Source organism: Streptomyces sp. NPDC085946 (genome assembly GCF_044540485.1).
Lineage (GTDB): Bacteria > Actinomycetota > Actinomycetes > Streptomycetales > Streptomycetaceae > Streptomyces.
The window spans coordinates 25,798-50,892 of the sequence record NZ_JBITSF010000023.1 but is presented as its reverse complement, the minus strand read 5'-3'; the positions used below and the strand labels follow the sequence as shown (position 1 = coordinate 50,892).

At 75.1% G+C, this 25,095-nt stretch carries 18 protein-coding genes, 1 tRNA gene and 1 pseudogene; 13 read left to right on the top strand and 7 right to left on the bottom strand.

Going from position 1 to position 25,095, the window contains the following annotated elements; genetic code table 11:
- Positions 1-364: 364 nt before the first annotated feature.
- The 4 genes from ACIF8T_RS32855 (at position 365) to ACIF8T_RS32840 (ending at position 3,822) form a co-directional block, all read left to right on the top strand.
- Entirely contained in the window at positions 365-1,687 is a 1,323-nt protein-coding gene (locus tag ACIF8T_RS32855) for an MFS transporter (RefSeq protein ID WP_400040120.1), read from the top strand.
- An 80-nt stretch (positions 1,688-1,767) separates the two neighbouring features.
- Positions 1,768-1,841 (top strand) — tRNA-Pro (locus ACIF8T_RS32850).
- An 864-nt stretch (positions 1,842-2,705) separates the two neighbouring features.
- A complete protein-coding gene (locus tag ACIF8T_RS32845; protein WP_400040118.1) occupies positions 2,706-2,828 on the top strand; it encodes a putative leader peptide in 123 nt (40 codons plus the stop codon).
- Positions 2,829-2,949: 121 nt separating this feature from the next.
- On the top strand, positions 2,950-3,822 hold the full coding sequence (locus ACIF8T_RS32840; protein ID WP_400040116.1) for a glutathione S-transferase C-terminal domain-containing protein: 873 nt from the start codon (positions 2,950-2,952) through the stop codon (positions 3,820-3,822).
- Between the two features lie 65 nt (positions 3,823-3,887).
- On the opposite strand, the gene ACIF8T_RS32835 is transcribed toward ACIF8T_RS32840, so the two are convergent.
- The 4 genes from ACIF8T_RS32835 to ACIF8T_RS32820 all read right to left on the bottom strand — a co-directional run bounded on the left by ACIF8T_RS32835 (position 3,888) and on the right by ACIF8T_RS32820 (position 10,556).
- A complete protein-coding gene (locus ACIF8T_RS32835; protein WP_400040114.1) occupies positions 3,888-4,685 on the bottom strand; it encodes an N-formylglutamate amidohydrolase in 798 nt (265 codons plus the stop codon).
- A 76-nt stretch (positions 4,686-4,761) separates the two neighbouring features.
- Positions 4,762-5,910: a homoserine O-acetyltransferase gene (locus ACIF8T_RS32830; RefSeq protein WP_400040208.1), complete on the bottom strand. Its 1,149-nt coding sequence runs from the start codon at positions 5,908-5,910 to the stop codon at positions 4,762-4,764.
- Complete coding sequence (locus ACIF8T_RS32825) at positions 5,907-7,271, bottom strand: bifunctional o-acetylhomoserine/o-acetylserine sulfhydrylase (protein WP_400040112.1); 1,365 nt, start codon at positions 7,269-7,271, stop codon at positions 5,907-5,909. Before ACIF8T_RS32825 ends, ACIF8T_RS32830 begins: the two co-directional genes overlap by 4 nt.
- Positions 7,272-8,336: 1,065 nt before the next feature.
- Positions 8,337-10,556 (bottom strand): NADP-dependent isocitrate dehydrogenase, encoded by a 2,220-nt coding sequence (locus tag ACIF8T_RS32820; protein WP_400040110.1) that lies wholly within the window; start codon positions 10,554-10,556, stop codon positions 8,337-8,339.
- A 211-nt stretch (positions 10,557-10,767) separates the two neighbouring features.
- Between ACIF8T_RS32820 and ACIF8T_RS32815 the strand changes: the two genes are divergently transcribed.
- Positions 10,768-12,327 carry a M1 family metallopeptidase gene (locus ACIF8T_RS32815; protein WP_400040108.1) on the top strand — a complete coding sequence of 520 codons (1,560 nt, stop codon included), beginning with the start codon at positions 10,768-10,770 and terminating at the stop codon, positions 12,325-12,327.
- A gap of 17 nt (positions 12,328-12,344) precedes the next feature.
- Here the strand turns inward: ACIF8T_RS32815 and ACIF8T_RS32810 are convergent, their stop codons facing one another.
- A complete protein-coding gene (locus ACIF8T_RS32810) occupies positions 12,345-13,442 on the bottom strand; it encodes a mechanosensitive ion channel family protein (RefSeq protein WP_400040107.1) in 1,098 nt (365 codons plus the stop codon).
- A 349-nt stretch (positions 13,443-13,791) separates the two neighbouring features.
- Here ACIF8T_RS32810 and ACIF8T_RS32805 point away from each other — a divergent pair, with 349 nt between their 5' ends.
- From ACIF8T_RS32805 to ACIF8T_RS32775, 7 genes and pseudogenes are all read left to right on the top strand, one after another.
- Entirely contained in the window at positions 13,792-14,517 is a 726-nt protein-coding gene (locus ACIF8T_RS32805) for an SDR family oxidoreductase (protein WP_400040105.1), read from the top strand.
- A 106-nt stretch (positions 14,518-14,623) separates the two neighbouring features.
- Entirely contained in the window at positions 14,624-16,522 is a 1,899-nt protein-coding gene (locus ACIF8T_RS32800; RefSeq protein ID WP_400040207.1) for an ABC transporter ATP-binding protein, read from the top strand.
- A 57-nt stretch (positions 16,523-16,579) separates the two neighbouring features.
- Positions 16,580-16,834: pseudogene (locus ACIF8T_RS32795) on the top strand (tryptophan 7-halogenase); the annotation flags it as partial.
- Positions 16,750-17,784 carry an MFS transporter gene (locus ACIF8T_RS32790; RefSeq protein WP_400040104.1) on the top strand — a complete coding sequence of 345 codons (1,035 nt, stop codon included), beginning with the start codon at positions 16,750-16,752 and terminating at the stop codon, positions 17,782-17,784. The pseudogene ACIF8T_RS32795 and the gene ACIF8T_RS32790, both read left to right, overlap by 85 nt.
- A 676-nt stretch (positions 17,785-18,460) precedes the next feature.
- Positions 18,461-18,880: an aspartate 1-decarboxylase gene (gene panD, locus ACIF8T_RS32785; RefSeq protein WP_400040102.1), complete on the top strand. Its 420-nt coding sequence runs from the start codon at positions 18,461-18,463 to the stop codon at positions 18,878-18,880.
- Between the two features lie 59 nt (positions 18,881-18,939).
- Positions 18,940-19,284: a GNAT family N-acetyltransferase gene (locus tag ACIF8T_RS32780; RefSeq protein ID WP_400040100.1), complete on the top strand. Its 345-nt coding sequence runs from the start codon at positions 18,940-18,942 to the stop codon at positions 19,282-19,284.
- Between the two features lie 7 nt (positions 19,285-19,291).
- Positions 19,292-20,029 (top strand): aspartate/glutamate racemase family protein, encoded by a 738-nt coding sequence (locus tag ACIF8T_RS32775; protein WP_400040098.1) that lies wholly within the window; start codon positions 19,292-19,294, stop codon positions 20,027-20,029.
- Between the two features lie 430 nt (positions 20,030-20,459).
- Here ACIF8T_RS32775 and gndA read toward each other — a convergent pair whose 3' ends face one another.
- Entirely contained in the window at positions 20,460-21,899 is a 1,440-nt protein-coding gene (gndA, locus tag ACIF8T_RS32770) for an NADP-dependent phosphogluconate dehydrogenase (RefSeq protein WP_400040096.1), read from the bottom strand.
- A 543-nt stretch (positions 21,900-22,442) separates the two neighbouring features.
- Here gndA and ACIF8T_RS32765 point away from each other — a divergent pair.
- The gene (locus tag ACIF8T_RS32765) at positions 22,443-23,711 is read left to right on the top strand and encodes a transglycosylase family protein (protein ID WP_400040094.1); all 1,269 of its coding nucleotides are present in this window, start codon (positions 22,443-22,445) and stop codon (positions 23,709-23,711) included.
- Here ACIF8T_RS32765 and ACIF8T_RS32760 read toward each other — a convergent pair.
- Positions 23,701-24,966: a DMT family transporter gene (locus ACIF8T_RS32760; protein ID WP_400040093.1), complete on the bottom strand. Its 1,266-nt coding sequence runs from the start codon at positions 24,964-24,966 to the stop codon at positions 23,701-23,703. The two genes, ACIF8T_RS32765 and ACIF8T_RS32760, sit on opposite strands and share 11 nt — an antisense overlap.
- Positions 24,967-25,095 lie beyond the last annotated feature (129 nt).

Sequence of the window (25,095 nt, the reverse complement as noted above, 5' to 3'; positions counted from 1 at the left end):
GCCGGGGGGGGGCCCCGGGCCCCGGCCGGGGCCCCTCACCCCATCGCGCCCCCACCCCCCCCCGGGCCCCCCCCGGGCCCCCCCCCCCGGGGGTCGGGGGGGGGGGGCCCCCCCCGGGGGCCGCCCCCCACCCCTCGGCGTATCCCGGTCCCGCGCGGCCGTACGGGCCGCCGCCGGATCGTTGCCAAGATTGTTGACAAAAGCGTTGACACTCCTGGGCGTGCTCCTTAGCGTCTAGCGCACACCGGGTCAGCCGCAACGAGCCGCGTCGACCCTCTCCCCCCGGCTCCGGCCTCCGCCCCGAGCAGGGGGACCCCGTCCCGTCCCCTCCAGGGAACTCCTCCTGGACGAGAGGAAAACAACGATGTCCTCCTCCCCCGCCCCGTCCGCTCGCGGCGGCAGACTGACCCTGCTGGTCGTCGGCCTGTGCTGGCTGGCCGTCCTCTTCGACGGCCTCGACATGTTCATCTACGGCTCGGTGCTCCCGCACATGCTGGAGCAGAAGGCCCTCGGCCTCACCCCCGACAAGGCCGGCGACCTCGGCAGCTACGCCACCTTCGGCATGCTGATCGGCGCCCTCGCGGCCGGCACGATCGCCGACCGCATCGGCCGCAAGAAGCTGATGGTCGCCTGCGTCACGCTCTTCTCGCTGGCCTCCGGCCTGTGCGCGGCGGCGGACGGCGTCGCGGTCTTCGGCCTCGGCCGGACCCTGGCCGGCATCGGCCTCGGCGGCCTGCTGCCCACCGCGATCTCCATGGTCTCCGACTACGCCCGGCGCGGCCGCGCCGCCCTCACCATCGGCCTGCTGATGACCGCCCACCACGCCGGCGGCATCCTCTCCGCCTACGTCGCCCTGTGGATCGTCGAACCGCTCGGCTGGCGCGCCGCGTTCTGGATCTGCGTGCTCCCCCTGCTCTTCGTCCCCGTGCTCGCCAGGGCGCTGCCCGAGTCGCTGAGCTTCCTGGTCGCCAAGGGCCGCACCGAGGAGGCCCGCGCCCTCGCCGGCCGCTACGAGGTCGAACTGCCCGCCGCCTCCGCCAAGCCGGCCGCCGCCGACCGCTGGGCCGGCCTGCTGGGCCTCTTCCGCGGCGGGGAGTGGACCCAGACGCTGCTGTACTGGGTGGCCTCCTTCGGCGGCCTGCTGCTCGTCTACGGCGTCGCCACCTGGCTGCCCACCCTGATGCGCAGCGAGGGCTACGAGCTCGGCTCCGCGCTGACCTTCGTCGTGCTGTTCAACCTCGGCGGCATCGTGGGCATGCTGGTCGCCGGCCGGGCCGCCGACCGCTTCGGCGCCCCGCGCATCTCCGCCATCTGGTTCGCGCTGACCGCCGGCGGCGTCTTCCTGCTCAGCGTCCCCATGCCGCTGGCGCTGACCTTCACGGTCGTCTTCCTCACCGGCGTGTTCCTCAACAGCGCCCAGACCATGATCTACGCGACCGTCTCCCTCGCCTCCTCGCCGGAGAACCGCGCCACCGCGGTCGGCTGGACCTCCGGCATGGGCCGCTTCGGCGCGGTCTTCGGCCCCTGGCTCGGCGGCCAGCTGCTCGCCGCGCACCACGGCGACTGGGGCTTCACCGCCTTCGCGCTGGCCGGCGTGTCCTCCATGGTCTTCATCGGGGTCGCCTCGCTGCGGGGCGCCAAGCGCGCGGCGCGCAGCGGTGACCGGGAGCCGGCGAACGCGCACTGAGCGGGGAGCCGCTCGGCGCCGTCACGTCCATGCGGTAGGGTTGACCTGCGTGATCACACGGGCCGACCGTGTGGAGGCACCGGGACGTGGCGCAGCTTGGTAGCGCACTTGACTGGGGGTCAAGGGGTCGCAGGTTCAAATCCTGTCGTCCCGACGTGTGCAGCACCGTCGAAGGCCGTATCGGGACAGCCCGGTACGGCCTTCGGTCCGTTCCGCCCGCGACCGGGACGCACGGTGTTCCCTCCCCCGCGCATCGCGTGACCGCCGCCGGCCGGGCGGGGCGGCCGGCGAACACGGTCCGCGCCCCCCTTCGTCGGCGGGCCCCGGACCGGGTCGCGTGAGCAGGTGACGGCCCGGTCGGCCCGCCCGGCCAGGAGCGTCACCTGTCCTTCTCCTCTTCGTCCTCCCGCTCCCCGCCCCGCGCCACCGGACCGGCCACGCGGCGGCTGCCGCCACGGCCCCGGCCGGCCGGTGACGTCGCCGCCGTCCTCGACGGGACGGGACCGGCCCACCGGGCGGCCGGCTCCCCGCCCGGGCCAACCGCGCCGTCGCCGGCTGCCTCGGCGGGCACCCCGACGCGCGCGACGGCTTCGGCCGGCACCGGACCGTCGGGCGATCGACCGGCCGAGTGGTGGGCCCCCTCAGCCTGTTCCGGCCGCCAGGCGACGGCGTCGCCGAGTTCGGCCACGGCGCCGCGCCGTCCCGGCGGGGCCGCGGCCCCCGCCACGGAAGCCGCCGCGCCCTCGTGACCCGCCCCGGGCGCACCCGGCGCGCACCCCGTGCGGGCCGGGACCGGGTGGTCCGGCCCCGCCTCCGCCCGCGGACCGGAGCAGGCCGGGCCGACCCGCCGCGGCAGCGGCGGCGGGGTGCCGGCGGTCCGGTTCGGGACCGGCCGCGAGGAGGCGCCCCGGCGGCACCGGTGCCGCGTCCCCGCCTCACTTCGTGGACGCCCCCTTGACCGGCGGGCGCGGGTCGGTCGACACTCCACGAAGGATTCCTAGTGAACAGGTAGGAAAACATGGGGCGCCTGGAGTCGGTCACCGGCCGAGCCGGCCGTACGCCGCGGCCGTCGCCTCTGCTGACCTCCCGCCGGCACATCGACCTGCTGCGCGTGTGCAGCGCGATCAGCTCCCCGCGCTAGCCGGCCGCTCCGCCACCCCGCCACCGCCGCCCCCGGCCGGCCGCCGGGCCCGTGCCGCCGGGCCCCGCCCCCGTCGCATCAGCCGCGCGTGTCCGCGCACGCGCCCACCCCAGGGAGACCCATGTCCGTCACACCGTTCGCCCCGCTCGCCGCCGGCCGGACCGCCCCCTTCCTCCGAGGCAGGATCGGGCGGGACGCGCGCAGCGGGCACTACGCCGTGCCCCGCCGCTACCGCCTCCACCTCTCACCCGGCTGTCCGCGCAGTCTGCGCATCGCCGTCACCCACGCCCTCCTGGGCCTCGACGAGGTCTGCCCCGTGGAGTTCCTGGACGCCGTCCCCGACGGCCCGGACGGCGGCCACCTCGCCCTGCGCCCGCTGTACGAGGCCAGCGCGCACCACTACACCGGCCCGGCGACGGCGCCGGTGCTCAGCGACGACTGGTCGGGACGGATCGTGAGCACCCACGCCCCCGACATCACCCGCGACCTGGCCCGGCGCTTCGGGGCGGACCGGCAGGGGACCGAGCTGTACCCGCGCGCGGCGGAGGACGGGATCGAGGCCGTCGAGCGGCTGTGCGCCGAGGGGATCGACGACGCCGCCCAGCGGGCCGGACGGGCCGACGCGGACGAGGCGGAGCGGTCGGCGGCGCTCGACGTCCTGCTGGCGGCCCTCGGCGCGCTGGAGCACCGGCTGACCGCGCACACCCACGTCCTCGGCGACCGGCTCACCGCCGCCGACGTCGAGGTGTGGGCCGCCCTGGTGGAACTCGACACCGTGCACCGCGTCCACCTGGACGCCTCTGCGGTGCACCGCATCGCCGGCCACCCCGCCCTGTGGGCCCACGCCCGCCGCCTCACCGCCCACCCGGCGTTCGGCGCCCACCTCGACCTCGACGGCATCGCCCGCCGCCACCGCGCGCACTGCCAGGGCCTGGAGGCCGCCGGAGCCGCCGTACGGATCCTCGACTGGCCGTCCCACACCCGTCGGGCGTGACCCCGGAGCCGCCACCGCCGGCGGGCCGGGGGCCGGACCCGGCGAACGGATGGGCCGGGCGCCGGTCAGCCCGACACGGCGTCCACCAGTGACGCCAGGGCCGCGCCCAGCCGGACCAGGCCCGGCCCGGCGGGGCCGCCCGGCTCGGTCATGTAGGTGTCCCGGCGGATCTCCACCATCAGCGCGGCGACCCGCTCGTGGGTGCCGTAGAACTCCAGCGGCACGTACGTCCCGCTGAACGGGCTGTCCAGCCCCGTCTCCCCGCACGGGGCGAACGCCTCCCGCGCGGCGGCCAGCAGCCCGGGAGGCGTGTGGAAGGCGTCCGTGCCCAGGCACACCTCGGGCCGCGGCCCCGCACCGTGCAGCTCGTAGGGCAGCCGGGCCGTGGGGTAGGAGTGCACGTCGACGACCACGGCCCGGCCGGTGGCCGCCAGCCGGTCCGCCACGGCCTCGGTCATCGCCCGCGCGTACGGCCGGAAGTACCGTTCGACCAGCGGCTCCGGGTCGAAGCCGGCGGGCCGCAGCGGCTCCCGGTGCGTGGTGCGGGTGTACACCGCGCCCATGCCGACGCGCAGCATCTCCTCCCGCTCGTCGGGGAACCGCTCCGGGTCGACGACCAGCCGCGACAGCCGGTTGACGAACCGCCAGGGCGTGACGCGGGCCCGGCCGGCCGCCTCCGCGGCCAGCTCCGCGGTGTGCGCGTCGGTGATGTGGTCGAGTTCGCGCTCCAGCCCCGCGTCGTCCAGCAGGATGTCCGCGCGCACCCGGGCGGGTATCTCCCGGGCCGAGTGCGGCACGTGCAGGATCACCGGCGAGTCACCGGCACCGGGGAGCAGCTCGAAGGAGGGCGGGGCGGAGGTCATCGGGCGGCTCCCGGGGCGTGGTCGGTGCGTGGTGCGTGATCACGGTGCCACACCGGGCACCGGGACGGGCGGGCGGCTACCCCAGGACCTCCCGCACCAGCGCCGCCACCTGCTCCGTCTCGATCAGGAAGCCGTCGTGCCCGTACGGCGACTCGATCACCCGCGGCCGGTCGGCGCCCGGGATGCCGGCGGCCAGCTCGGACTGCTGGGCGAGCGGGTAGAGACGGTCGGAGTCGACCCCGGCCACGAGCGTGCGCGCGGTCACCCGGCGCAGCGCGGCCCGGACCCCGCCGCGGGCGCGGCCGACGTCGTGCGCGTTCATGGCCTCCGTCAGCACGACGTAGCTGCCCGCGTCGAACCGGCGCACCAGCTTGGCCGCCTGGTGGTCGAGATACGACTCGACCTGGTACCGGCCGCCGCCGAACGGGTCCTCGCCGTGCTGCGGCACCCGGCCGAAGCGCGTGCGCAGCTCCGGCTCGCTGCGGTAGGTGACGTGGGCGAGGCGCCGGGCGAGACCCAGCCCGGCGTGCGGGCCGCGGCCGGTGCCGTGGTAGTCGCCGCCGCGCCAGTACGGGTCGCCGCGCACGGCCCGGACCTGGAGGGACGCCCAGGCGATCTGCTCGGCGCTCGCCGCGGCCGTGGTCGCCAGCAGCAGCAGCGCCTCCGTGCGCTCCGGGTACGACACCGCCCACTCCACGGCCCGCATCCCGCCCATCGAGCCCCCGACGACCAGCGCCCACCGCCCGATGCCCAGCGCGTCCGCCAGCCCGGCCTCCGCCGCGACCTGGTCGCGCTGGGTCAGGAACGGGAAGGCGCCGCCCCAGCTGCGCCGCCCGCCGGGACGCGGCGAGGCCGGTCCGGTGCTGCCCTGGCAGCCGCCGAGCACGTTGGGCGCGACGACGAACCACCGGTCGGTGTCCAGCGCCCGGCCCGGCCCGACGAGCCCGTCCCACCAGCCGGGCGTCGGGTGGCCGGGCCCGGCCGGTCCCGCGACGTGGCTGTCCCCGGTGAGGGCGTGCAGCACCAGCACGGCGTTGCGGCCGTCCGGCGCGAGGCGCCCCCACGTCTCGAACGCCAGCCGCGCGCCCGGCAGTTCACCGCCCGCCTCCAGGGGCAATGGCTTGTCCAGGGCGTGCCACCGCCGCCGCCCGGGCGGGTCCCCCTCCCGCCAGGCCCCGGTGACCGGCGGGAGGGAGACCTCGTGCGGCGTCGCGGTGGTGTTCAGGACGCGCCCTTGGCCGCGCGGAACCCGGCCTCCAGATCGGCCTTGAGGTCGGCGACGTTCTCGATCCCGACCGACAGCCGCACCAGGCCGGGCGCGGCGCCGGTGGCCGCCAGCTGCTCCTCGTCCAGCTGGCTGTGCGTGGTGGAGGCCGGATGGATGATCAGGCTGCGCACGTCGCCGATGTTCGCGAGGTGGCTGAACAGCTCCACCGCGTCCACGAACCGCTTGCCCGCCTCGACGCCGTCGCGCAGCTCGAAGGAGACCACCGCGCCCGCGCCGCGCGGCAGGTACCTCCGCCCCGCCTCGTACCACGGGCTGGACTCCAGTCCCGGGTAGTGGACCACCGCGACCTCGTCGCGCCGCTCCAGCCACCGGGCGAGTTCCAGCGCGTTGGCGGAGTGCCGCTCCAGGCGCAGGCTCAGCGTCTCCACGCCCTGCAGCAGCAGGAACGCCGAGTGCGGGGAGAGCGCCGGGCCGAGATCGCGCAGCAGCTGCACGCGCAGCTTCACGGCGAACGCGCCGGGGCCGAGCGCCGGCCAGTACCGCAGCCCGTGGTAGCTGGGGTCGGGCTCGGTGAAGTCCGGGAACCGCTCCGGGTGCGCCCCGAAGTCGAAGGTGCCGCCGTCCACGACCACGCCCGCGATCGTGGTGCCGTGCCCGCCGAGGAACTTGGTCGCCGAGTGCACCACGATGTCCGCGCCGTGCTCGATCGGCCGCAGCAGGTAGGGGGTCGGGACGGTGTTGTCCACGATCAGCGGGACGCCCGCCGCGTGCGCCGCGTCCGCGACCGCCCGCACGTCCAGCACGTTGCCGCGCGGGTTGCCGAGCGTCTCCGCGAACAGGGCCTTGGTGTTGGGCCGCACGGCGGCCCGCCAGGCGTCCACGTCGTCCGGGTCGTCCACGAAGGACACCTCGATGCCCAGCCTGGGCAGCGTGTGCCGGAACAGGTTGTACGTGCCGCCGTACAGGGCGGTGCTGGAGACGATGTGGTCGCCGGCGCCGGCCAGCGTCAGGATCGCCAGGGTCTCGGCGGCCTGCCCGGAGGCCAGCGCGACGGCCGCGACCCCGCCCTCCAGCGCGGCGACGCGCTGCTCGAAGACGTCGTGGGTGGGGTTGTGGATGCGGGTGTAGATGTTCCCGGGCTCGGCGAGCGAGAACAGGTCGGCGGCGTGCCGCGTGTCCCGGAACACGAACGAGCTCGTCTGGTAGATGGGCGTCGCCCGGGCGCCGGTCACCGGGTCGGCCGCGGCACCCGCGTGGATCTGCCGGGTCTCGAAGGACCAGGCGGGGGCGTCGGGGCCGGCGGCCGGCTCCTCGGGCGTGTGACCGGCGGTGACGGAGTCGACGGGCTGCTGGCTCATGGTGCTCCTTGTGCGGGGTGCGGCGCGCGCGCCGGGCGTTCGGGTGACGAACTGCCGGGCGGGAACGGCGGGTTGCGGAGGGGAGGCGCGGACGGGAGGTGCGGATCGCGGGTCGTGCGGGACCGGCGGGTGCGCGGGGACGTGCGGCCGGTGCCTTCCTGTGGCACGGACGGCCCGCGGCACGGACGGAACCGTGCACGGCGGCGGGGAGGGGACGGGGTGTGACGCCGGTCGGGCCTCGCGGGACGCGGGGCGCCGCGGACCGGCGGAGCGGGGCGTCAGCTCCCGGCGCGACAGCTCGTGGAGGTGACGCGCGCGTGATCGACGTGGCGGCGGGTCACGAGCACGGTCATGCGACGAGGTAACCACACGAGGTGACGGCGGACCAGCGGCACGTCCCGCCTGCAATCCAGCGTTCACGGACGGGCCGGGAACCGCGCCGTCCACCGCGCCGGGACCGGCCGTCCACCGCACCGGACTCGGGGCCCTCCCGCACCATCTCCGGGCCGGAGCAGGCGTCGTCCGCCGCGCCGGGTCCGGTGTCCTCCTGCACCACTTCCGGGCCGGAGCAGGCGTCGTCCGCTGTGTCGGGTCCGGGGCCTTCCTGCACCACCTCTGGGCCAGAGCAGGCGTCGTCCGCCGTGTCGGATCTGGTGCCTTCCTGCGGCGCCCTCGTGTCGGACTCGGGCCCTCCCGCACCACCTCCGGGCCGAAGCAGACGTCGTCCGCCGCGCCGGACCCGGTGCCGTCCTACGCCGTCCGCCGCGCCGGGTCCGGTGCCGCCCCGCGCTACCTCCGTGTCGGCCCCGGTGCCGTCCCGCGGCGCCCCCGTGCGGTCGGTGAGGCGGGCCGGCCTCGCCGGGGGCGCTGCCGGCCGGGAGCAGCGCCGTGCCGTCCCGCGCGGCCCGGGCCGGCGGGTCCGCGTGACCGGTCGTCCCGGATGCCGTGGCCCCCGCGTGGCCCTCACGCACGGGCGTCCGCCCCCGGACGGCACTCCGCCCCGGCCGGCGGGGTGCCGGTCGGGGCGGAGGAGGGTTCAGCGGCCCCGCGAGGGGCCCCGCGGGGTCAGCTCAGCGACGCCAGCGCCTCGTTCCAGGTGGCGGACGGGCGCATGACCTCGGCGGCCTTGGCCGGGTCGGGCTGGTAGTAGCCGCCGATGTCGACCTGCTTGCCCTGGACGGCGTTCAGCTCGTCGACGATCTTCTGCTCGTTGGCGGCGAGCGTCTCGGCGAGCGGCGCGAACGCCTTCGCCAGGTCCGCGTCGTCGGTCTGCCGCGCCAGCTCCTGCGCCCAGTACAGGGACAGGTAGAAGTGGCTGCCGCGGTTGTCGATGCCGCCGACGCGACGGGTCGGGGACTTGTCCTCGTTGAGGAAGGTCGCCGTGGCGCGGTCGAGGGTGTCGGCGAGGACCTTGGCACGGGTGTTGCCCGTGGCCTCGGCGTACTGCTCCAGGGACGGCACCAGGGCGAAGAACTCGCCGAGGGAGTCCCAGCGCAGGTAGTTCTCCTTGACCAGCTGCTGGACGTGCTTCGGCGCGGAGCCGCCGGCGCCCGTCTCGAACAGGCCGCCGCCCGCCATCAGCGGGACGACCGACAGCATCTTGGCGCTGGTGCCCAGCTCCAGGATCGGGAACAGGTCGGTCAGGTAGTCGCGCAGCACGTTGCCGGTGACGGAGATGGTGTTCTCGCCGCGGCGGATGCGCTCCACCGACAGCTTGGTCGCCTCGACGGGGGACAGGATCCGGATGTCCAGGCCCTCGGTGTCGTGCTCCGGCAGGTACTGGCGCACCTTGGCGATCAGGTTGGCGTCGTGCGCGCGGGTCTCGTCCAGCCAGAACACCGCCGGGTCGCCGGTGGCGCGGGCGCGGGTGACGGCCAGCTTCACCCAGTCCTTGATCGGGGCGTCCTTGGTCTGGCAGGCGCGGAAGATGTCGCCGGCCGAGACGGGCTGCTCGATGAGGACGTCGCCGTTCTGGTCGACCAGGCGGACGGTGCCGGCGGTGGCGATCTCGAACGTCTTGTCGTGGCTGCCGTACTCCTCGGCCTTCTGCGCCATCAGGCCGACGTTCGGGACCGAGCCCATGGTGGAGGGGTCGTAGGCGCCGTTGGCGCGGCAGTCCTCGATGACGGCCTGGTACACGCCCGCGTAGGAGGAGTCCGGGATGACCGCGAGGGCGTCGTGCTCCTGGCCGTCCGGGCCCCACATGTGGCCGGAGGTGCGGATCATGGCCGGCATGGAGGCGTCGATGATGACGTCCGAGGGCACGTGCAGGTTGGTGATGCCCTTGTCGGAGTCGACCATCGCCAGCTCCGGGCCCTCGGCGAGCTCGGCGTCGAAGGAGGCCTTGATCTCGGCGCCCTCCGGCAGGCTCTCCAGGCCCTTGTAGATGCCGCCCAGGCCGTCGTTCGGGGTGAGGCCGGCCGCGGCGAGCGTGTCGCCGTACCGGGCGAACGTCTTCGGGAAGAAGGCGCGCACCACGTGGCCGAAGACGATCGGGTCGGAGACCTTCATCATCGTGGCCTTCAGGTGCACGGAGAACAGCACGCCCTCCTGCTTGGCGCGCGCGACCTGCGCGGTGAGGAACTCGCGCAGCGCGGCGACCCGCATCACGGAGGCGTCGACGACCTCACCGGCCAGGACGGGTACGGACTCGCGCAGCACGGTGGTGGAGCCGTCGTCGCCGACCAGCTCGATCCGCAGCGTGCCGTCCTCGGCGACGACCACGGACTTCTCGGTGGAGCGGAAGTCGTTCTCGCCCATGGTCGCCACGTTCGTCCTGGACTCGGCGGTCCAGGCGCCCATGCGGTGCGGGTGGGTCTTGGCGTAGTTCTTCACCGAGGCCGGGGCGCGGCGGTCGGAGTTGCCCTCGCGCAGCACCGGGTTCACCGCGGAGCCCTTGACCTTGTCGTAGCGGGCGCGGATCTCGCGCTCCTCGTCGGTCTTCGGGTCGTCCGGGTAGTCCGGCAGCGCGTAGCCCTGGCCCTGGAGTTCGGCGATCGCGGCCTTCAGCTGCGGGATCGACGCCGAGATGTTCGGCAGCTTGATGATGTTGGCCGCGGGCGTCTTGGCGAGCTCGCCGAGCTCCGCGAGCGCGTCCGGGATGCGCTGGTCCTCGGTCAGGTACTCCGGGAACACGGCGATGATGCGGCCGGCCAGCGAGATGTCACGCGTCTCCACGGCGACACCCGCCTGCGAGGCGTACGCCTGGACCACCGGCAGGAAGGAATACGTCGCCAGGGCCGGGGCCTCGTCAGTGTGCGTATAGATGATGGTCGAGTCAGTCACCGGGTGCTCCGCTCCACGTCTGCAACATTGCTCGACATCAAGATATCTCGTGATCGACCTCGTCTCGACAGGGGTCCGCGCCGGAATTCGGCACGGATCCGTGCGGGCGCGAGGCAACCTGGCGCCGCGATCTTTCCGTCATGCAGATGAGACCACCGACTGCACGTGACGGCCGGACCCGACCACCCGGCCGCCCGAACGAAAGCGGACCATGAGATATCGCACCAGAGTGACGGCCCCCGCCGCCCTGATCGGCACGGCCGCGGCGCTGGCCGCCGGAGTCCCCGCCCAAGCGGCCCCGAAGGCCGGCGCCGAGGGCGCGCGGCCCGGCGCCGCGCCGGGCCCCGAGACCCTCGGCGACCCCGTCTACCCCAACCTCGGCAACGACGGCTACCGGGTCTCCGCCTACCACCTCGACTTCGCCTACGACGCCACCACCGGGCTCGTCGACGCGCAGGCGACCCTGAAGATCCGCACCACGCAGGCCCTGAGCCGCCTCTCGCTCGACGCCCTCGGCCTGGACATACGCACCGTGCGCGTCGCCGGCCGCCCGGCGACGTTCGAGCAGGCCGACGAGAAGCTGCGGATCACCCCGGCCCGTCCGCTGCCCGCCGGGACCGCCGCCACCGTCTGCGTGACCTACGCGGCGGACCCGCGCCGCGCCCTGCCGCACACCGGCTGGGTCGCCACGCCCGACGGCTTCGCGGTGTGCTGCCAGCCGGACTCGGCGCACACCGTCTTCCCCTGCAACGACCACCCGTCCGACAAGGCCGACTTCACCTTCCGCCTCACGGTCCCCAGCGGGCTGCGCGGCGTCGCCTCCGGCCTGCTGACCGGCACCGAGCAGCTGGCCGACGGCCGCACGGCGTACACGTACCGCTCCCGCTCGCCGATCGCCACCGAGATCGTGCAGATCACCGTGGGCGACTACCTGGTCAAGGACCGGCAGGGGCCGCACGGCCTGCCGCTGCGGGACGTCGTGCCGGCCGCGCGCGCCGCCGCCCTGGAGCCCGCGCTCTCCCTCACCCCGAACCTGGTCGAGTGGATCGAGCAGCGGCTCGGCGCCTACCCCTTCGAGACGTACGGCCTGCTGCCCTGCAACTCCGACGACCCGAACGCCTTCGACTTCACCGGCCTGGAGACCCACACCCTCACGCTCTACAAGCCGAACTACCTCCTGCAGGAGGAGAAGAAGATCGGCTCGCACATGATGCACGAGCTGGTCCACTCCTACTTCGGCAACAGCGTCACCCCCGCCACCTGGGCCGACCTGTGGATCAACGAGGGCCACGCCGACTTCTACGGGCTGCTGTACCGCTACGAGCGCGGCTGGGCCGACTCCCTGGGCCTGACCACCCTGGAGGCCCGGATGAAGGACACCTACGCCCGCGGCGACCAGTGGCGCCGCGACTCCGGGCCGGTGGCGAAGCCCACCGCGGCCACCCTCTTCGACAGCCAGCGCTACCTCGGCGGCGTGCTGGTCCTGTACGCGCTGCGGCAGCAGATCGGCGAGGCGGCCTTCACCGCCGTGGAGCGCGCGTTCCTGGAGCGGTACCGCGACTCCACGGCGTCGACGGAGGACTACATCGCCGTCGCCTCCGCGGTCTCCGGCCAGGACGTGACCGGTTTCCTGCGGGACTGGCTGTACGGCACGAAGACCCCGCGGATGCCCGGCCACCCCGACTGGACGGTGATCCCGGTGAGCTCGGCGCTCGCCGCGCCGCGCAGCCGCCGGGACGTCCGCCCCCACGACAACTCGGCCACCCTGTAGGGGTTCCCGGCGAGGTGTCAGTCGCGCCGGGCGGAGTTCGCTTCGCCCGGCTCGTTCTCCGTGCCGCGCTGGTGCGGGATCACCACCGCGCCCTGCTGCAGCGCCACCGTCCGCGTCGGGGCCGGGATGCGGATGCCCTCCTCGCGGTAGCGCCGGTGCAGCCGCTTGATGAACTCGTGCTTGATCCGGTACTGGTCGCTGAACTCGCCGACGCCCAGGATGACCGTGAAGCCGATGCGGGAGTCGCCGAAGGTGTGGAAGCGCACCGCCGGCTCGTGGTCCGGGACCGCCCCGGTGATCTCCGTCATGACCTCGGCGACGACCTCCGTCGTCACCCGCTCCACGTGTTCCAGGTCGCTGTCGTAGGCGACCCCCACCTGCACCATGATCGTCAACTGCTGCTCGGGACGCATGAAGTTGGTCATGTTCGTCTTCGCGAGCTGCCCGTTGGGGATCACGACGAGGTTGTTGGAGAGGTTGCGGACCGTGGTCTGCCGCCAGTTGATGTCCTCGACGTAGCCCTCCTCGCCGCTGCTCAGCCGGATGTAGTCGCCGGGCTGCACGGTGCGGGAGGCGAGGATGTGGATGCCCGCGAAGAGGTTGGCGAGCGTGTCCTGCAGGGCCAGGGCGACGGCCAGACCGCCGACGCCGAGGGCGGTGAGCATCGGCGCTATGGAGATGCCCAGCGTCTGCAGCACCACCAGGAACCCGATCGCCAGGACCAGGACGCGGGTGATGTTCACGAAGATCGTGGCCGAACCGGCGACCCCGGAGCGGGACTGGGTCACCGTCCGCACCAGGCCGGCCACCACCCGGGCCGCCGACACCGTCACGACGAAGATGAGCAGCACGGTCAGCACCTGGTTGGTGTGGTGCTGCACGGTCCTGGTCAGCGGCAGCGCCGCCGCCGCGCCCGCCGCGCCGCCGGCCACCGCCGCCCACGGCACCACGGTCCGCAGCGCGTCCACGATGACGTCGTCCCCGCTCCAGCGGGTGCGGTCCGCGTGCTTGCCCAGCCAGCGCAGCAGCATGCGCAGCAGGAACGCCCCCAGCAGGCCCGCGGCCAGGGCGATGCCCGCGAGGACCAGGTCGTCCACGGTCAGGGCCCGGTTCACCGGCCACCTCCCGGGACACGCGCTGCGGCGGAGCCGCCCGCCGACGGCCGGATGTGAGAGTGCGTCACGTCGTCACCTGCTCGATACCTGCTTCGATTGCGGAGTGTTGCGCCGTGCCGGGCACCCGGCACCTGGCCCGAGGCCGGCACGGTCGTTCATCCTGCCGTATCCGGCACGGCAGTTCGCACGGGCGGGGTGCGGTCGCGCCACCGACGGCCGGACGCGGGCGGCGGCCGGGCCGGGCGGCAGCGCGACCGGGCACGGGCCGGGCGGCAGCGCCACCGGGCGGCGGGCCGGGCGGCCGTGTGCGAGGCTGGTCCGGCAGGCGGTCCCGTGATCAGGAGCCCCCATGGCAGCCGAACGCAGCGACCACCCCCGGGCGGCGGCGCCCGTCGCGGTGGTGACCGGAGCCAACCGCGGCATCGGGTACGAGGTGGTGCGGCAGCTCGCCGACCGCGGGCACCGCGTCGTCCTCGGCTCCCGCGACCTGGAGAAGGGCCGCGCGGCGGCCGCGCGCCTCGATCCCGGCGGCGCGCGGATCACGGCCGTACGGCTCGACGTCGCCGACGGTGCCGGGGCCACCGCCCTGGCCGAGTGGGTCACGCGGCACCTGGGCCGCACCGACGTCCTCGTCAACAACGCGGCGATCCTGTACGACACCTGGGCGCGGGCCCGCTCGGCCGACCTGGACGAGGTCCGGCGGGCGATGGAGACGAACCTGTTCGGCGCCTGGCGGGTCACCCAGGCCCTGCTGCCGCTGCTGCGCCGCAGCCCGCACCCCCGGGTCGTCAACGTCAGCAGCGAGGCCGGCTCCCTGCACGGGATGACCGGAGGCACGCCCGCCTACAGCGTCTCCAAGGCCGCGCTCAACGCCCTGACCCGCCTGCTCGCGGGCGAGCTGCGCCGGGACCGCGTGCTGGTCAACGCCGTCTGCCCGGGCTGGACCGCCACCGACATGGGCGGCGGCGGCCGGCCCGTCGCCGAGGGCGCGGCCGGGGTGGTCTGGGCGGCGACCCTGCCCGACGACGGGCCCACCGGGGGGTTCTTCCGGGACGGCGAGCCGCTGCCCTGGTGAGGCGCGGGGCCATAGGGACGGGACGGTGCGCGAGGGCGGTGCACGAGGGGCACGGGGCGACGCTTGACCTCGACATTGCTTGAGGTCCTAGGTTCGGCGTATGAGCATGGAGACCACAGCCTGGACCCAGCTGCACAGCGTCATGAACGCCCAGCAGGAGCGCCGCCCCCTGGCCCGCGCCACGCTGCGCCGCATCGGCGCCTTCGCCCGCCCGCACCGCCGCCGCATCGCCCTGTTCGTGCTGCTCGGGGTGGTGACCGCGCTGCTCGCCGTCGCGACCCCGGTACTGGCCGGGCGCGTCGTGGACACCATCGTGTCGGACGGTGACGAGGGCACCGTCGTCCGGCTCGCCCTCCTCATCGCGCTCATCGCGGTCGCGGAGGCGGCGCTGGGCATCGCCGCCAGGAGGCTGTCGGCGACGCTGGGGGAGGGGCTGATCCTCGATCTGCGGACCGCGGTCTTCGACCACGTGCAGCGCATGCCGGTCGCGTTCTTCACCCGCACGCGGACCGGCGCGCTGGTCTCCCGGCTCAACAACGACGTCATCGGCGCGCAGCGGGCCTTCAGCAACACCCTGTCCGGCGTGGTCAGCAACCTCGTCACCCTGCTGCTCACCCTCGCCGTGATGCTGACCCTGTCCTGGCAGATCACCCTCCTCGCCCTCCTGCTGCTGCCGGTGTTCGTGCTCCCGGCCCGGCGCATGGGCAGCCGCATGGCGCGGATGCAGCGGGAGGCGGCGACGCTCAACGCCGCCATGGGCACCCGGATGACCGAGCGCTTCTCCGCGCCCGGCGCCACGCTGGTCAAGCTGTTCGGCCGCCCCGAGGAGGAGTCGGCGGAGTTCGCGCTGCGCGCCCGCCGGGTCGCGGACATCGGCGTCCGCACGGCGACGGCCCAGGCCGCGTTCCTCACGGCCCTCACCCTCGTCTCCGCCCTGGCCCTGGCCCTGGTCTACGGCCTCGGCGGCTACTTCGCCCTGCGCGGCGCCCTGGAACCGGGCGCGGTGGTCTCCCTGGCCCTGCTGCTGACCCGCCTGTACGCCCCGCTGACCGCGCTCGCCGGAGCCCGGGTGGAGGTGATGAGCGCGCTGGTCAGCTTCGAGCGGGTCTTCGAGGTGCTCGACCTGGAGCCGCTCATCACGGAGAAGCCGGACGCCCGCCCGGTTCCCGACGGCCCCGTCTCCGTGGAGTTCGACGACGTCCGCTTCGCCTACCCGTCCGCCGACAAGGTCTCCCTCGCCTCCCTCGAAGAGGTCGCCGCCCTGGACACCCGGGGCGGCGCCGAGGTCCTGCACGGCGTCTCCTTCCGCGCCGCCCCCGGCCAGACCGTCGCCCTCGTCGGCTCCTCCGGAGCGGGCAAGTCGACCATCGCGCAACTGCTGCCCCGCCTGTACGACGTCGACGCGGGCGCCGTGCGCGTCGGCGGCGTCGACGTCCGCGACCTGACCGCCGGCTCCCTGCGCGACACCCTCGGCATGGTCACCCAGGACGGCCACCTCTTCCACGACAGCGTCCGCGCCAACCTGCTCCTGGCCCGCCCGGACGCCACCGAGCCCGAGCTGTGGGACGCGCTGCGCCGCGCCCGGCTCGACGACCTCGTACGGTCCCTGCCCGACGGGCTGGACACGGTGGTCGGCGAGCGCGGCTACCGGCTCTCCGGCGGCGAACGCCAGCGCATGACCATCGCCCGGCTGCTGCTGGCCCGGCAGCGGGTCGTCATCCTCGACGAGGCGACGGCCCACCTGGACAACACCTCGGAGGCCGCCGTCCAGGAGGCGCTCGCGGAGGCCCTGGAGGGCAGGACGGCGCTGGTGATCGCCCACCGGCTCTCCACCGTCCGGGCGGCCGACCAGATCCTCGTCGTCGAGGACGGCCGCGTGGTGGAACGCGGCCGGCACGAGGAACTGCTCGCGGCCGGCGGCCGGTACGCGGAGCTGTACCGCACACAGTTCGCACGCCGGCCGGGCGAGGCGGCGGCCGTGCCGGCGGGGGAGACGGCGGCGTAGGCGCCCGGCCTGCGGCGCGCGTTCTTCGACCGCCTCGGCATCGCTGAGGACGAGTGGATGCGGGAGTGCGACGCCGGCTTCAAGACGGCGGTGCGGTTCGTGAACCGGCGCACCGAGGGCCCGGGCGAGGCCACGGCCCGGGAGTTGTCCGACGGCCGGCCCGACCACTTCTGCCACCCGTTCGGCCTGCTGCCCGACCACGACCGGACGCCGCTGTCGCACTACTGGTGCGAGCGCAAGTACGGGGGCAGCACCACGGAGCCCTTCGACTGCGTCTGCTTCCGCGAGCTCCCGGTCATGGACGCGATGAAGGCGCCGCGCCGGCTCGACGGCCGCTCCGCCACCCGCTACGCCTGGCACTTAGACGCCTGTTCGTGTACGGCGCCGGAACGGCCACCAACCTCCAGGCCCGGTACGCCGGAGCGGACCTCGCGGCACCCGCCCACCGTGCCCGCGCCGTCTCCACCGTCCTGGTCGCCACCACCCTCGGCGGTGTCGTCGGCCCCAACCTCGCCGCCCCCACCGGCACCCTCGCCGACGCGCTCGGCATTCCCGCCCTGGCCGGGCCCTTCCTCCTCGCCGGCGCCGCCTACGCCCTGGCCGCCCTCGTCCTCGCCGTCCGGCTGCGCCCCGACCCCTTGCTGCTCGCCCGCAGCCTCGACGTCCAGCAGCAGAAGCCCCTCGTGGGCGACACCGGGGAGACCCCGGCGCGGCGGCCGGATCTGACGCTGGGCGCCCTGACGATGGTCCTCGCCCAGCTCGTCATGACCGCGGTCATGACGATGACGCCCGTCCACATGCACGACCACGGCCACGGCACGGCCGCCTCCGGCCTCGTCATAGCCGTCCACGTCGGCGCCATGTACCCGCCCTCGCCGCTCACGGGCCGGCTCGCCGACCGGTACGGCCGTACGAGGATCGCCGCCCTCTCCGGCGTCACCCTCCTCGCCGCCGGCGTCACCGCCGCGACGGCACCAGATGACTCCGTCGGCCTGCTCGCGCTCGCGCTGGCCCTGCTCGGCCTCGGCTGGACCTTCGGCCTCGTCTCCGGCACCGCGATGATCACCGACGCGGTGCCGCTCGCGATCCGTGCCAAGACCCAGGGCCTGGTCGACGTCTCCATAGCCGTCGTCGGCGCCACCGGCGGCCTGACCTCCGGCCTCGTGGTCTCCGCCGCCGGCTGCCCGGTCCTCGCCCTCACCGGCGGCGTCCTGGCCCTCGCGATCCTGCCCGCCATCGCCGCGACCGCGACCGGCCGGTGAACCGGACCACGCCGCCCTCCGAAACGGACCTCTTCGTAGCCTCCCGCCTCGACACCGGCATCCTCACCCGCGGCGTCGGCGGCAGCGCCGCCGCGGAAGAGGTCACCGAGGCCCCGTCACGTCCGGGCGCAGGAGCGGGACCCACCCGACTGCCGCCCGTTCCGGCACCCGTGCACATCGAGGCGACCACCAGGACCCGGCCCGTAGGACGAACCCCCGGACTGCTTCCGGCAGTTGCTCCAAGGACGGGGGCGCCGGACCGTACTGCGGCGCTCGGACAGGTGCGGAACGAGTGAGCGCGCGAAAAGCCTCGGCAGCCCGCGAGCCCGTCGAGCCATGAGCGAGCCGGGAACCAGGCGCGAACGCCCCGGCTGCCGGTACCGGCCGCCCGGACAGCGGCCCGGCAGCCCACCGCGTCGCGGTCGCCCGCGCTCAAGTGACGATTCGTCAGATGCATCAGCACCCGGCCGGCACCAGTCCGGGGCGACCGTCCGCGGAGGCGCTCGGCCGGCGGCGTCGCGGCACCCTGATCCACACGGGAGGCGCGACCGGGAAGCCCGCTCGCGACGAAGCACGGTCCTCTCGGCGATCTTCAGGTCGAAGGAGCGCCGATGTACAGTGAGGGACGCCCTTGACCTGCACAAGCAGGCAGGGAGCCGTCTTCCGGGAGTCCGACATGCTGCGCACCATGTTCAAGTCCAAGATCCACCGCGCCACCGTCACCCAGGCCGACCTGCACTACGTGGGATCGGTGACCATCGACGCGGACCTGCTCGACGCCGCCGACCTGCTGCCCGGTGAGCTCGTGCACATCGTGGACATCACCAACGGCGCCCGGCTGGAGACGTACGTCATCGAAGGCGAGCGCGGATCCGGTGTGATCGGGATCAACGGGGCCGCCGCCCATCTCGTGCACCCCGGCGACCTGGTGATCATCATCAGTTACGCTCAGGTCACCGACGCCGAGGCGCGGGCGCTGAAGCCCCGGGTCGTGCACGTGGACCGCGACAACCGCATCGTGGCCCTGGGGGCCGACCCGTCCGAGCCGGTGCCGGGCTCCGACCAGGAGCGCAGCCCGCAGGCCGTCACGGCCTGACCGGCGAAGGCGACGGCGGCGACGGGGCCGACGAAGGCGTACGCACCAGGAGGGTGCCCATGAGCGACATCGAGATCCGCGACGACCGGGCGGCGGGCCGCCTGGAGGCGGTGGCCGGCGGGGAGGTCGTCGGGCGCATCGAGTACTTCGTCCTCGACGCCCCCGAGCGCGCCCTCGTCCCCGTGCACACCATCGTCGAACCGGCCCACGAGGGGAAGGGCATCGCGGGCTCCCTGGCGACCGAGCTGTACGCGATCGCCGGCCGGGAGGACAGCGCGGTCGCCCCGCTGTGCCCGTACGTCGCCAAGTGGGCCGAACGCCACCCCGACCAGGCCCCGCCGGCCGGCGCCGGGCTGCTCTCCGCGGCCAAGGCGTGGCTGGCCGCCCACCCGGGGCGGTTCTGAGGCGGCGGTGCTCGCCCTCGTCCACACCTCACCGGCCCACGTCCCGGTCTTCGACGCCCTGCGCGACGCGCACCACCCGGGCCTGGAACTGCGGCACTTCGTCGACGAGGAGCTGCTGAGCCGGGCCCGCGCCGACGGCCCCGACGCGGTCGCCGACGACGTGCGCGCCGTGCTGCGGCGGGCCGTCTCCGGCGGCGCGCGGGCCGTGCTGTGCACCTGCTCGACCCTGGGCGGCGTCGCGGAGGCGGCCGCCGCCGGGGCCGGGGTGCCGGTGCTGCGCGTGGACCGTCCGGCGGCCGCCGCCGCGGTCGCCGCCGGCCCGCGCGTCGTCGTCCTCGCCACCGTGCGCAGCACCCTCGCGCCCACGGTCGCGCTGGTCGAGGAGGAGGCCCGCCGCGCCGGCCGTCCGGTCGAGGTGCGCACCCGGCTCGTCGCGGGGGCCTGGGACCGGTTCGAGGCCGGCGACACCGAGGGGTGCGCCCGCCTCGTCGCGGCCACCGCCGACGCGGTCGCCGGCGCCGACGCGATCGTCCTCGCCCAGGCGTCCATGGCCCCGGCCGAGCGGCTGACGAGGACCGTGGTCCCGGTGCTGTCCAGTCCGCGGCCGGGGCTGGCGGCGGGGGCGGCCGCCGCCGCGCGCGGACGGAGCGGGCCGGTCCTCCCTCCACGCGGTCCGGCCCCGGGTGCCCCTGCCCGCCGTGCCGGTGGGCCCGCCCGAGGGCCGCGCCCTCCTGCGGGGGAGTGACTGGGGACGCGGCGGCCGGGTAGGCGGGGGAGTAATCCAGAGCCGGAAGCCGAACGACTGGCTGGAGGACAGACCCGCCATGACGAACCCGTACCCCGACCCCGTGCCGCCGGCACCGACGCCGGGCCCGGACCCCAAGGACCCGCAGCCGTACCCGGATCCCGTGCCGACCCCGCAGCCCCCGGGCCCCGGCCCGGCGCCGACCCCGCCACCGGAGCCGACGCCGCCGCCCGCCCCGCACCCCGGCCCGGGCCCGGAACCCGTGCCCGGACCCGACCCCGTGCCGGGACCCGACCCGTCCCCGATCCCGCCGGGCCCGGAACCCGTCCCCAGCCCGGAGCCGGGACCGCCGCTGTCCTGACCTCCGGCGAACGCCCGGGGCGGGACCCGCACCCCGTCGGCGCGGCTCCCGCCCCACGGCGCACCGCTGCTACGCGGACACCTCCGACCGGTCCCCGCCCCACAGCGTGTGGAACGACCCGTCCCGGTCCGTGCGCCGGTAGGTGTGCGCCCCGAAGAAGTCCCGCTGGCCCTGGGTCAGCGCGGCGGGCAGCCGCTCGGCGCGCAGCGCGTCGTAGTAGGCGAGCGCCGCCGCGAAGCCCGGCGCCGGCACGCCCTGGCGGGTCGCGGCGACCAGCACCTCGCGCCAGTCGTCCTGGGCGTCCGCGATCTCCTGCGCGAACGTCTCGTCCGACAGCAGGCTCGGCAGGTCCGGGCGGGCGTCGTACGCGGACCGGATCCGGTCGAGGAAGGCCGCCCGGATGATGCAGCCGCCCCGCCAGATGGACGCGACCCGGCCGAGGTCGATGTCCCAGCCGTACTCCTCGCTGCCCGCCGCGACCTCGTGGAAGCCCTGCGTGTACGACACGATCTTCGACGCGTACAGGGCCTGCTCGACGCGGTCGGCGAACGCCCCGGCCTCCGACTCGCTCAGCGGCGAGGCCTTCGGCCCGGCCAGTCCCCGCGAGGCCTCCCGCAGCGCCGCGTGCCCGGACAGGGACCGCGCGAACACCGCCTCGGCGATGCCCGACACGGGGACGCCGAGGTCGAGGGCGATCTGCACCGTCCAGCGGCCGGTGCCCTTCTGCTCCGCCTGATCCACCACCACGTCCACGAACGGCTCGCCCGTCGCCGCGTCCACGTGCGACAGCACCTCGGCCGTGATCTCGATCAGGTACGAGTCGAGGCGGCCGGTGTTCCAGGTGCGGAAGATGTCGGCGATCTGCGCGGGCGTGTACCCGGCGACGTCGCGCAGCAGCTGGTAGGCCTCGCCGATCAGCTGCATGTCGGCGTACTCGATGCCGTTGTGGACCATCTTCACGAAGTGGCCGGCGCCGTCGGGGCCGACGTGCGTCACGCAGGGCGCGCCGTCCGCCGCCTTCGCGGAGATCTTCTCCAGCATCGGGCCGAGCGACCCGTAGGACTCCTCCGACCCGCCGGGCATGATGCTCGGGCCGTTGAGGGCGCCCTCCTCGCCGCCGGAGATGCCGGTGCCGACGAAGTGGATGCCCTGCTCGCGCAGCTCGCGCTCACGGCGACGGGTGTCCGCGAAGTGCGCGTTGCCGCCGTCGATGATCATGTCGCCGGGTTCCAGCAGCGGGGCGAACTCCTGGATCACCGCGTCCGTCGGCTCGCCGGCCTTCACCATGACCACCAGGCGCCGCGGCCGCTCCAGCGCCGCCACGAACTCCTTCGCGGTCTCGGCCGCGACGAACTCGCCCTCGTGCCCGAACTCCTCCACCAGGGCGTGCGTGCGCGACGCCGTCCGGTTGTGCACCGCGACCGTGTAGCCGCTGCGCGCGAAGTTGCGGGCCAGGTTGCGGCCCATGACCGCGAGACCCGTGACGCCGATCTGTGCTGAACTGCTCATGCGGTTGGCTCCTCGTACCCTTGGTATCGGTGCTGCCGGTCGTGCCCGCGGGGCGGCCACGTCGCCCATCCTTGCGCGCCCCCACCGCCTTTGCACACGCGGGGCGCGCGTGTCCGCACGCGGGGATCGCGCGACGCCGGCCGGCGAACGCGGCGCCGCGCAGGCACATACGCACGCGGAGCCCCGCCCCACTCAGCCGCGCATCCGCCCGCCCACCGCGCACCGGGCCCCGGCTCCCCCCACGCGCCGGCGCGGAACCCTGCCCCACCCCGCCCCGCGCCGTCGACCGCGGCCCCGCGCGCAAGGCCCCGCTCCCTCCACCCCCGCCGGACCGTCGCACGCGCAGTCCCCGCCGTCGCACGCGGAGCCCCGCCGGGACAGGGGGCGTCCGGCCGGGACAGGGGGCGTCCGGCCGTCGCACGCGGCGCACGGGAAGGGCCGTATCCCGGCCAACCGGCGCGTCCGCGCGGCTGATTGCCGTCTTGTCGTGGCCAGTTCGCCGCGCTTACTTTGGCCCCTTCTGACGCATGCCTAGGGGGCTCCATGGCCGTACGCGGCCGGCACCGCCGGTACCAGCCGAACAGGATCAACCGCGCCTCGCTCACCGTCACGGCGGGCGGTGCCGGCATGGCCCTGCCGTTCATGGGAGCCGGGGTGGCGCAGGCGGCCGACGTGGAGACCTGGGACAAGGTCGCCGCGTGCGAGTCGACCAACGACTGGAACATCAACACCGGCAACGGCTTCTACGGCGGGCTGCAGTTCACCCAGTCCACCTGGGAGGCGTTCGGCGGCACCGCCTACGCGCCGCGCGCCGACCTGGCCACCAAGGACCAGCAGATCGCCGTCGCGGAGAAGGTGCTCGACGGGCAGGGCCCCGGCGCCTGGCCGGTGTGCTCCGCACGGGCCGGGCTGACGCGGGACGGCGAGGCGCCCGACATCCGCCCGGCGGGCGGCGCCGGGCGGACCGGTGAGAAGGCCGACGAGAAGGCCGGGCAGGAGAGCGGGCGCAAGGCCTCCGGGAAGGGCGGCCGGTCCGCCGTCCAGGACGTGCAGCCACAGACCACGCCCCAGTCCCGGCCGGGCAGCCGGCAGATGTACACGGTGGTCCGCGGCGACACCCTCTCCGGCATCGCGGCGGACGAGGAGGTCCGCGGCGGCTGGCGCGGGCTCTACGCCGCCAACCGCGGCACCATAGGGTCCGACCCCGACGTGATCATGCCCGGGCAGCGGCTGGCCCTGCCCGTGGAGGGGTCCACGGCGACGCGCCCCGCCGCGAAGCCGTCGGCCTCGCCGAAGACGTCGAAGCCCGCCCAGCGGAGCAAGCCGTCGCAGCAGACCAAGGCACCGGAGAAGAAGGCCCCTTCGGACCGCGCCGAGGAGCGCACCGACCGCTCCACCACGGTCCGGCACGGCATCGTGGCCCCCGTCAGCGGCCCGCTCGGCACGCCGTACCGCAAGGCCGGCTCCGCCTGGTCGAAGGGCTACCACACCGGCGTGGACTTCCCCGTCCCCACCGGCACGTCCGTGAAGTCGGTCGCGGCGGGCAGTGTGGTCAGCGCCGGCTGGGCCGGCTCGTACGGCTACCAGGTGGTCGTCCGGCACCAGGACGGCCGCTACAGCCAGTACGCGCACCTGTCGGCGATCTCCGTGCGGGCCGGCCAGTCGGTCGGTGCCGGCCAGCGCATCGGCCGCTCCGGCTCGACCGGCAACAGCTCGGGCCCGCACCTGCACTTCGAGGTGCGGACCGGGCCCGGTTTCGGCTCCGACATCGACCCGTTGGCGTACCTGAGGTCCGGCGGCGTCAGGATCTGAGGCGTGCGTGGTGCCGGTCCAGGACCGGCACCAGCACGAACGGTCCGCCGTAGAAGGGGCTGTAGGGGAGCGGGGCGCCGGCGGGGAACGCCGGCTCCCCGCCCCGCGGCGCGCCGTCGGCCGCCGGGGCGACCGTCGCCGGGACGGCCGTCACCAGGTGCCCGAGCGAGGCGTGGTCGGCCCGGGGGCGCCCGACGGACAGGTCCCCGGCCGCCGGGATCCCGCCCGGGGCCGGGCTCTCCGCGGCCGACGCCCGCTGCCGCACGAACACCGTCCCCGCCGGGGCGGACGCCGCCACCCGACGCGCCCGGGCCGCACCCGATCCGGCCGCGCCCGCCGCCACCCCGCCGTCCGCGGCCGCGTCCGCGCCCGCGGACACCGCCCGGACCCCGGCCGTCCCCGTGCCTGCGGCCGCCTCCGGCTGCTCGTGCGCCAGCCGCTCCGTCGTCAGCAGGATCAGTCCGCCCGCCGCCACCACCCCGCAGCTCAGCGCGAGCGCGGTGCCGGTGGTGCCGTAGCGGAAGGTCTCGCCGAACATCGTGATGCCGACCGCCGCCGCCACCACCGGGTTCACCACCGTCAGGGTGGCCAGCGGCGCCGCGAGTCCCGCGCCCCGGTAGGAGGCCTGCGACAGCAGCACACCGGCGACGGCGAACACGCCGATCGCGGCCAGTGACGGCAGGTCCGCCGCCGCGATCCCGTCGGTCCAGTCGACGGTCACGGTCTTGGTGAACACCGACGACATCCCGAAGGCGACGCCCGACGCGGTGGCCAGCAGGATGCTGCGCACCGCGGGGTGCCGGTGCGCGGCCCGGGCGGCGATCATCAGGGCGACGACCGCGCCGGCCGTGACCAGCCCGGCCAGCACCCGCTGGGCGCCGCTCAGGGACCGGGCGTCGGACGCGCCGACCAGGGACAGCAGCCCGGCGAGCCCCACGGTCGCCATGATCGCGCCCCGCCACGCCGTGGCGCCCGACCTGCGGCCGACGAACAGCGCCGCCATGGGCAGGGCGAACACGATGGTCAGCGCGCCGAGCGGCTGCACCAGGCTCAGCGGGCCGTAGGCGAGCGCCACCACGTGCAGCAGTCCGCCTAGGCCGTTGAGCGCGAGGGAGAACCACCAGCCGGCCCGGCGCAGCGGCGCGTACTGCCCGTCGGGCGACGTCACCGCCACCCGTTCCTGCACGATCGCCCCGCCCGCGTACGCGACCGCGGAGACGAGCGAGAGCACCACGGACAACGCGAGGGCGCTCATCGGCTGCTCCTCTGCGGGAGGCGGGGGCGCTGGGCCCGGCGCAGCGAACGGTCGGCTTCCATGAACAACACGATGCCGTGCCGAACGCTTCCCGTCGTCGTCCTGGAGCACCCGATGGGTCCTACTGCC

Bases quoted from the DNA above. Each gene is read 5' to 3' on its own strand.
- ACIF8T_RS32840 (WP_400040116.1), top strand. From the start codon at position 2,950: ATGTCCGTCACACCGTTCGCCCCGCTCGCCGCCGGCCGGACCGCCCCC.
- ACIF8T_RS32835 (WP_400040114.1), bottom strand. From the start codon at position 4,685: ATGACCTCCGCCCCGCCCTCCTTCGAGCTGCTCCCCGGTGCCGGTGAC.
- ACIF8T_RS32765 (WP_400040094.1), top strand. From the start codon at position 22,443: ATGGCCGTACGCGGCCGGCACCGCCGGTACCAGCCGAACAGGATCAAC.
- panD (WP_400040102.1), top strand. From the start codon at position 18,461: ATGCTGCGCACCATGTTCAAGTCCAAGATCCACCGCGCCACCGTCACC.
- ACIF8T_RS32800 (WP_400040207.1), top strand. From the start codon at position 14,624: ATGGAGACCACAGCCTGGACCCAGCTGCACAGCGTCATGAACGCCCAG.
- gndA (WP_400040096.1), bottom strand. From the start codon at position 21,899: ATGAGCAGTTCAGCACAGATCGGCGTCACGGGTCTCGCGGTCATGGGC.
- ACIF8T_RS32825 (WP_400040112.1), bottom strand. From the start codon at position 7,271: ATGAGCCAGCAGCCCGTCGACTCCGTCACCGCCGGTCACACGCCCGAG.
- ACIF8T_RS32760 (WP_400040093.1), bottom strand. From the start codon at position 24,966: ATGAGCGCCCTCGCGTTGTCCGTGGTGCTCTCGCTCGTCTCCGCGGTC.
- ACIF8T_RS32780 (WP_400040100.1), top strand. From the start codon at position 18,940: ATGAGCGACATCGAGATCCGCGACGACCGGGCGGCGGGCCGCCTGGAG.
- ACIF8T_RS32855 (WP_400040120.1), top strand. From the start codon at position 365: ATGTCCTCCTCCCCCGCCCCGTCCGCTCGCGGCGGCAGACTGACCCTG.
- ACIF8T_RS32845 (WP_400040118.1), top strand. From the start codon at position 2,706: ATGGGGCGCCTGGAGTCGGTCACCGGCCGAGCCGGCCGTACGCCGCGG.
- ACIF8T_RS32815 (WP_400040108.1), top strand. From the start codon at position 10,768: ATGAGATATCGCACCAGAGTGACGGCCCCCGCCGCCCTGATCGGCACG.
- ACIF8T_RS32805 (WP_400040105.1), top strand. From the start codon at position 13,792: ATGGCAGCCGAACGCAGCGACCACCCCCGGGCGGCGGCGCCCGTCGCG.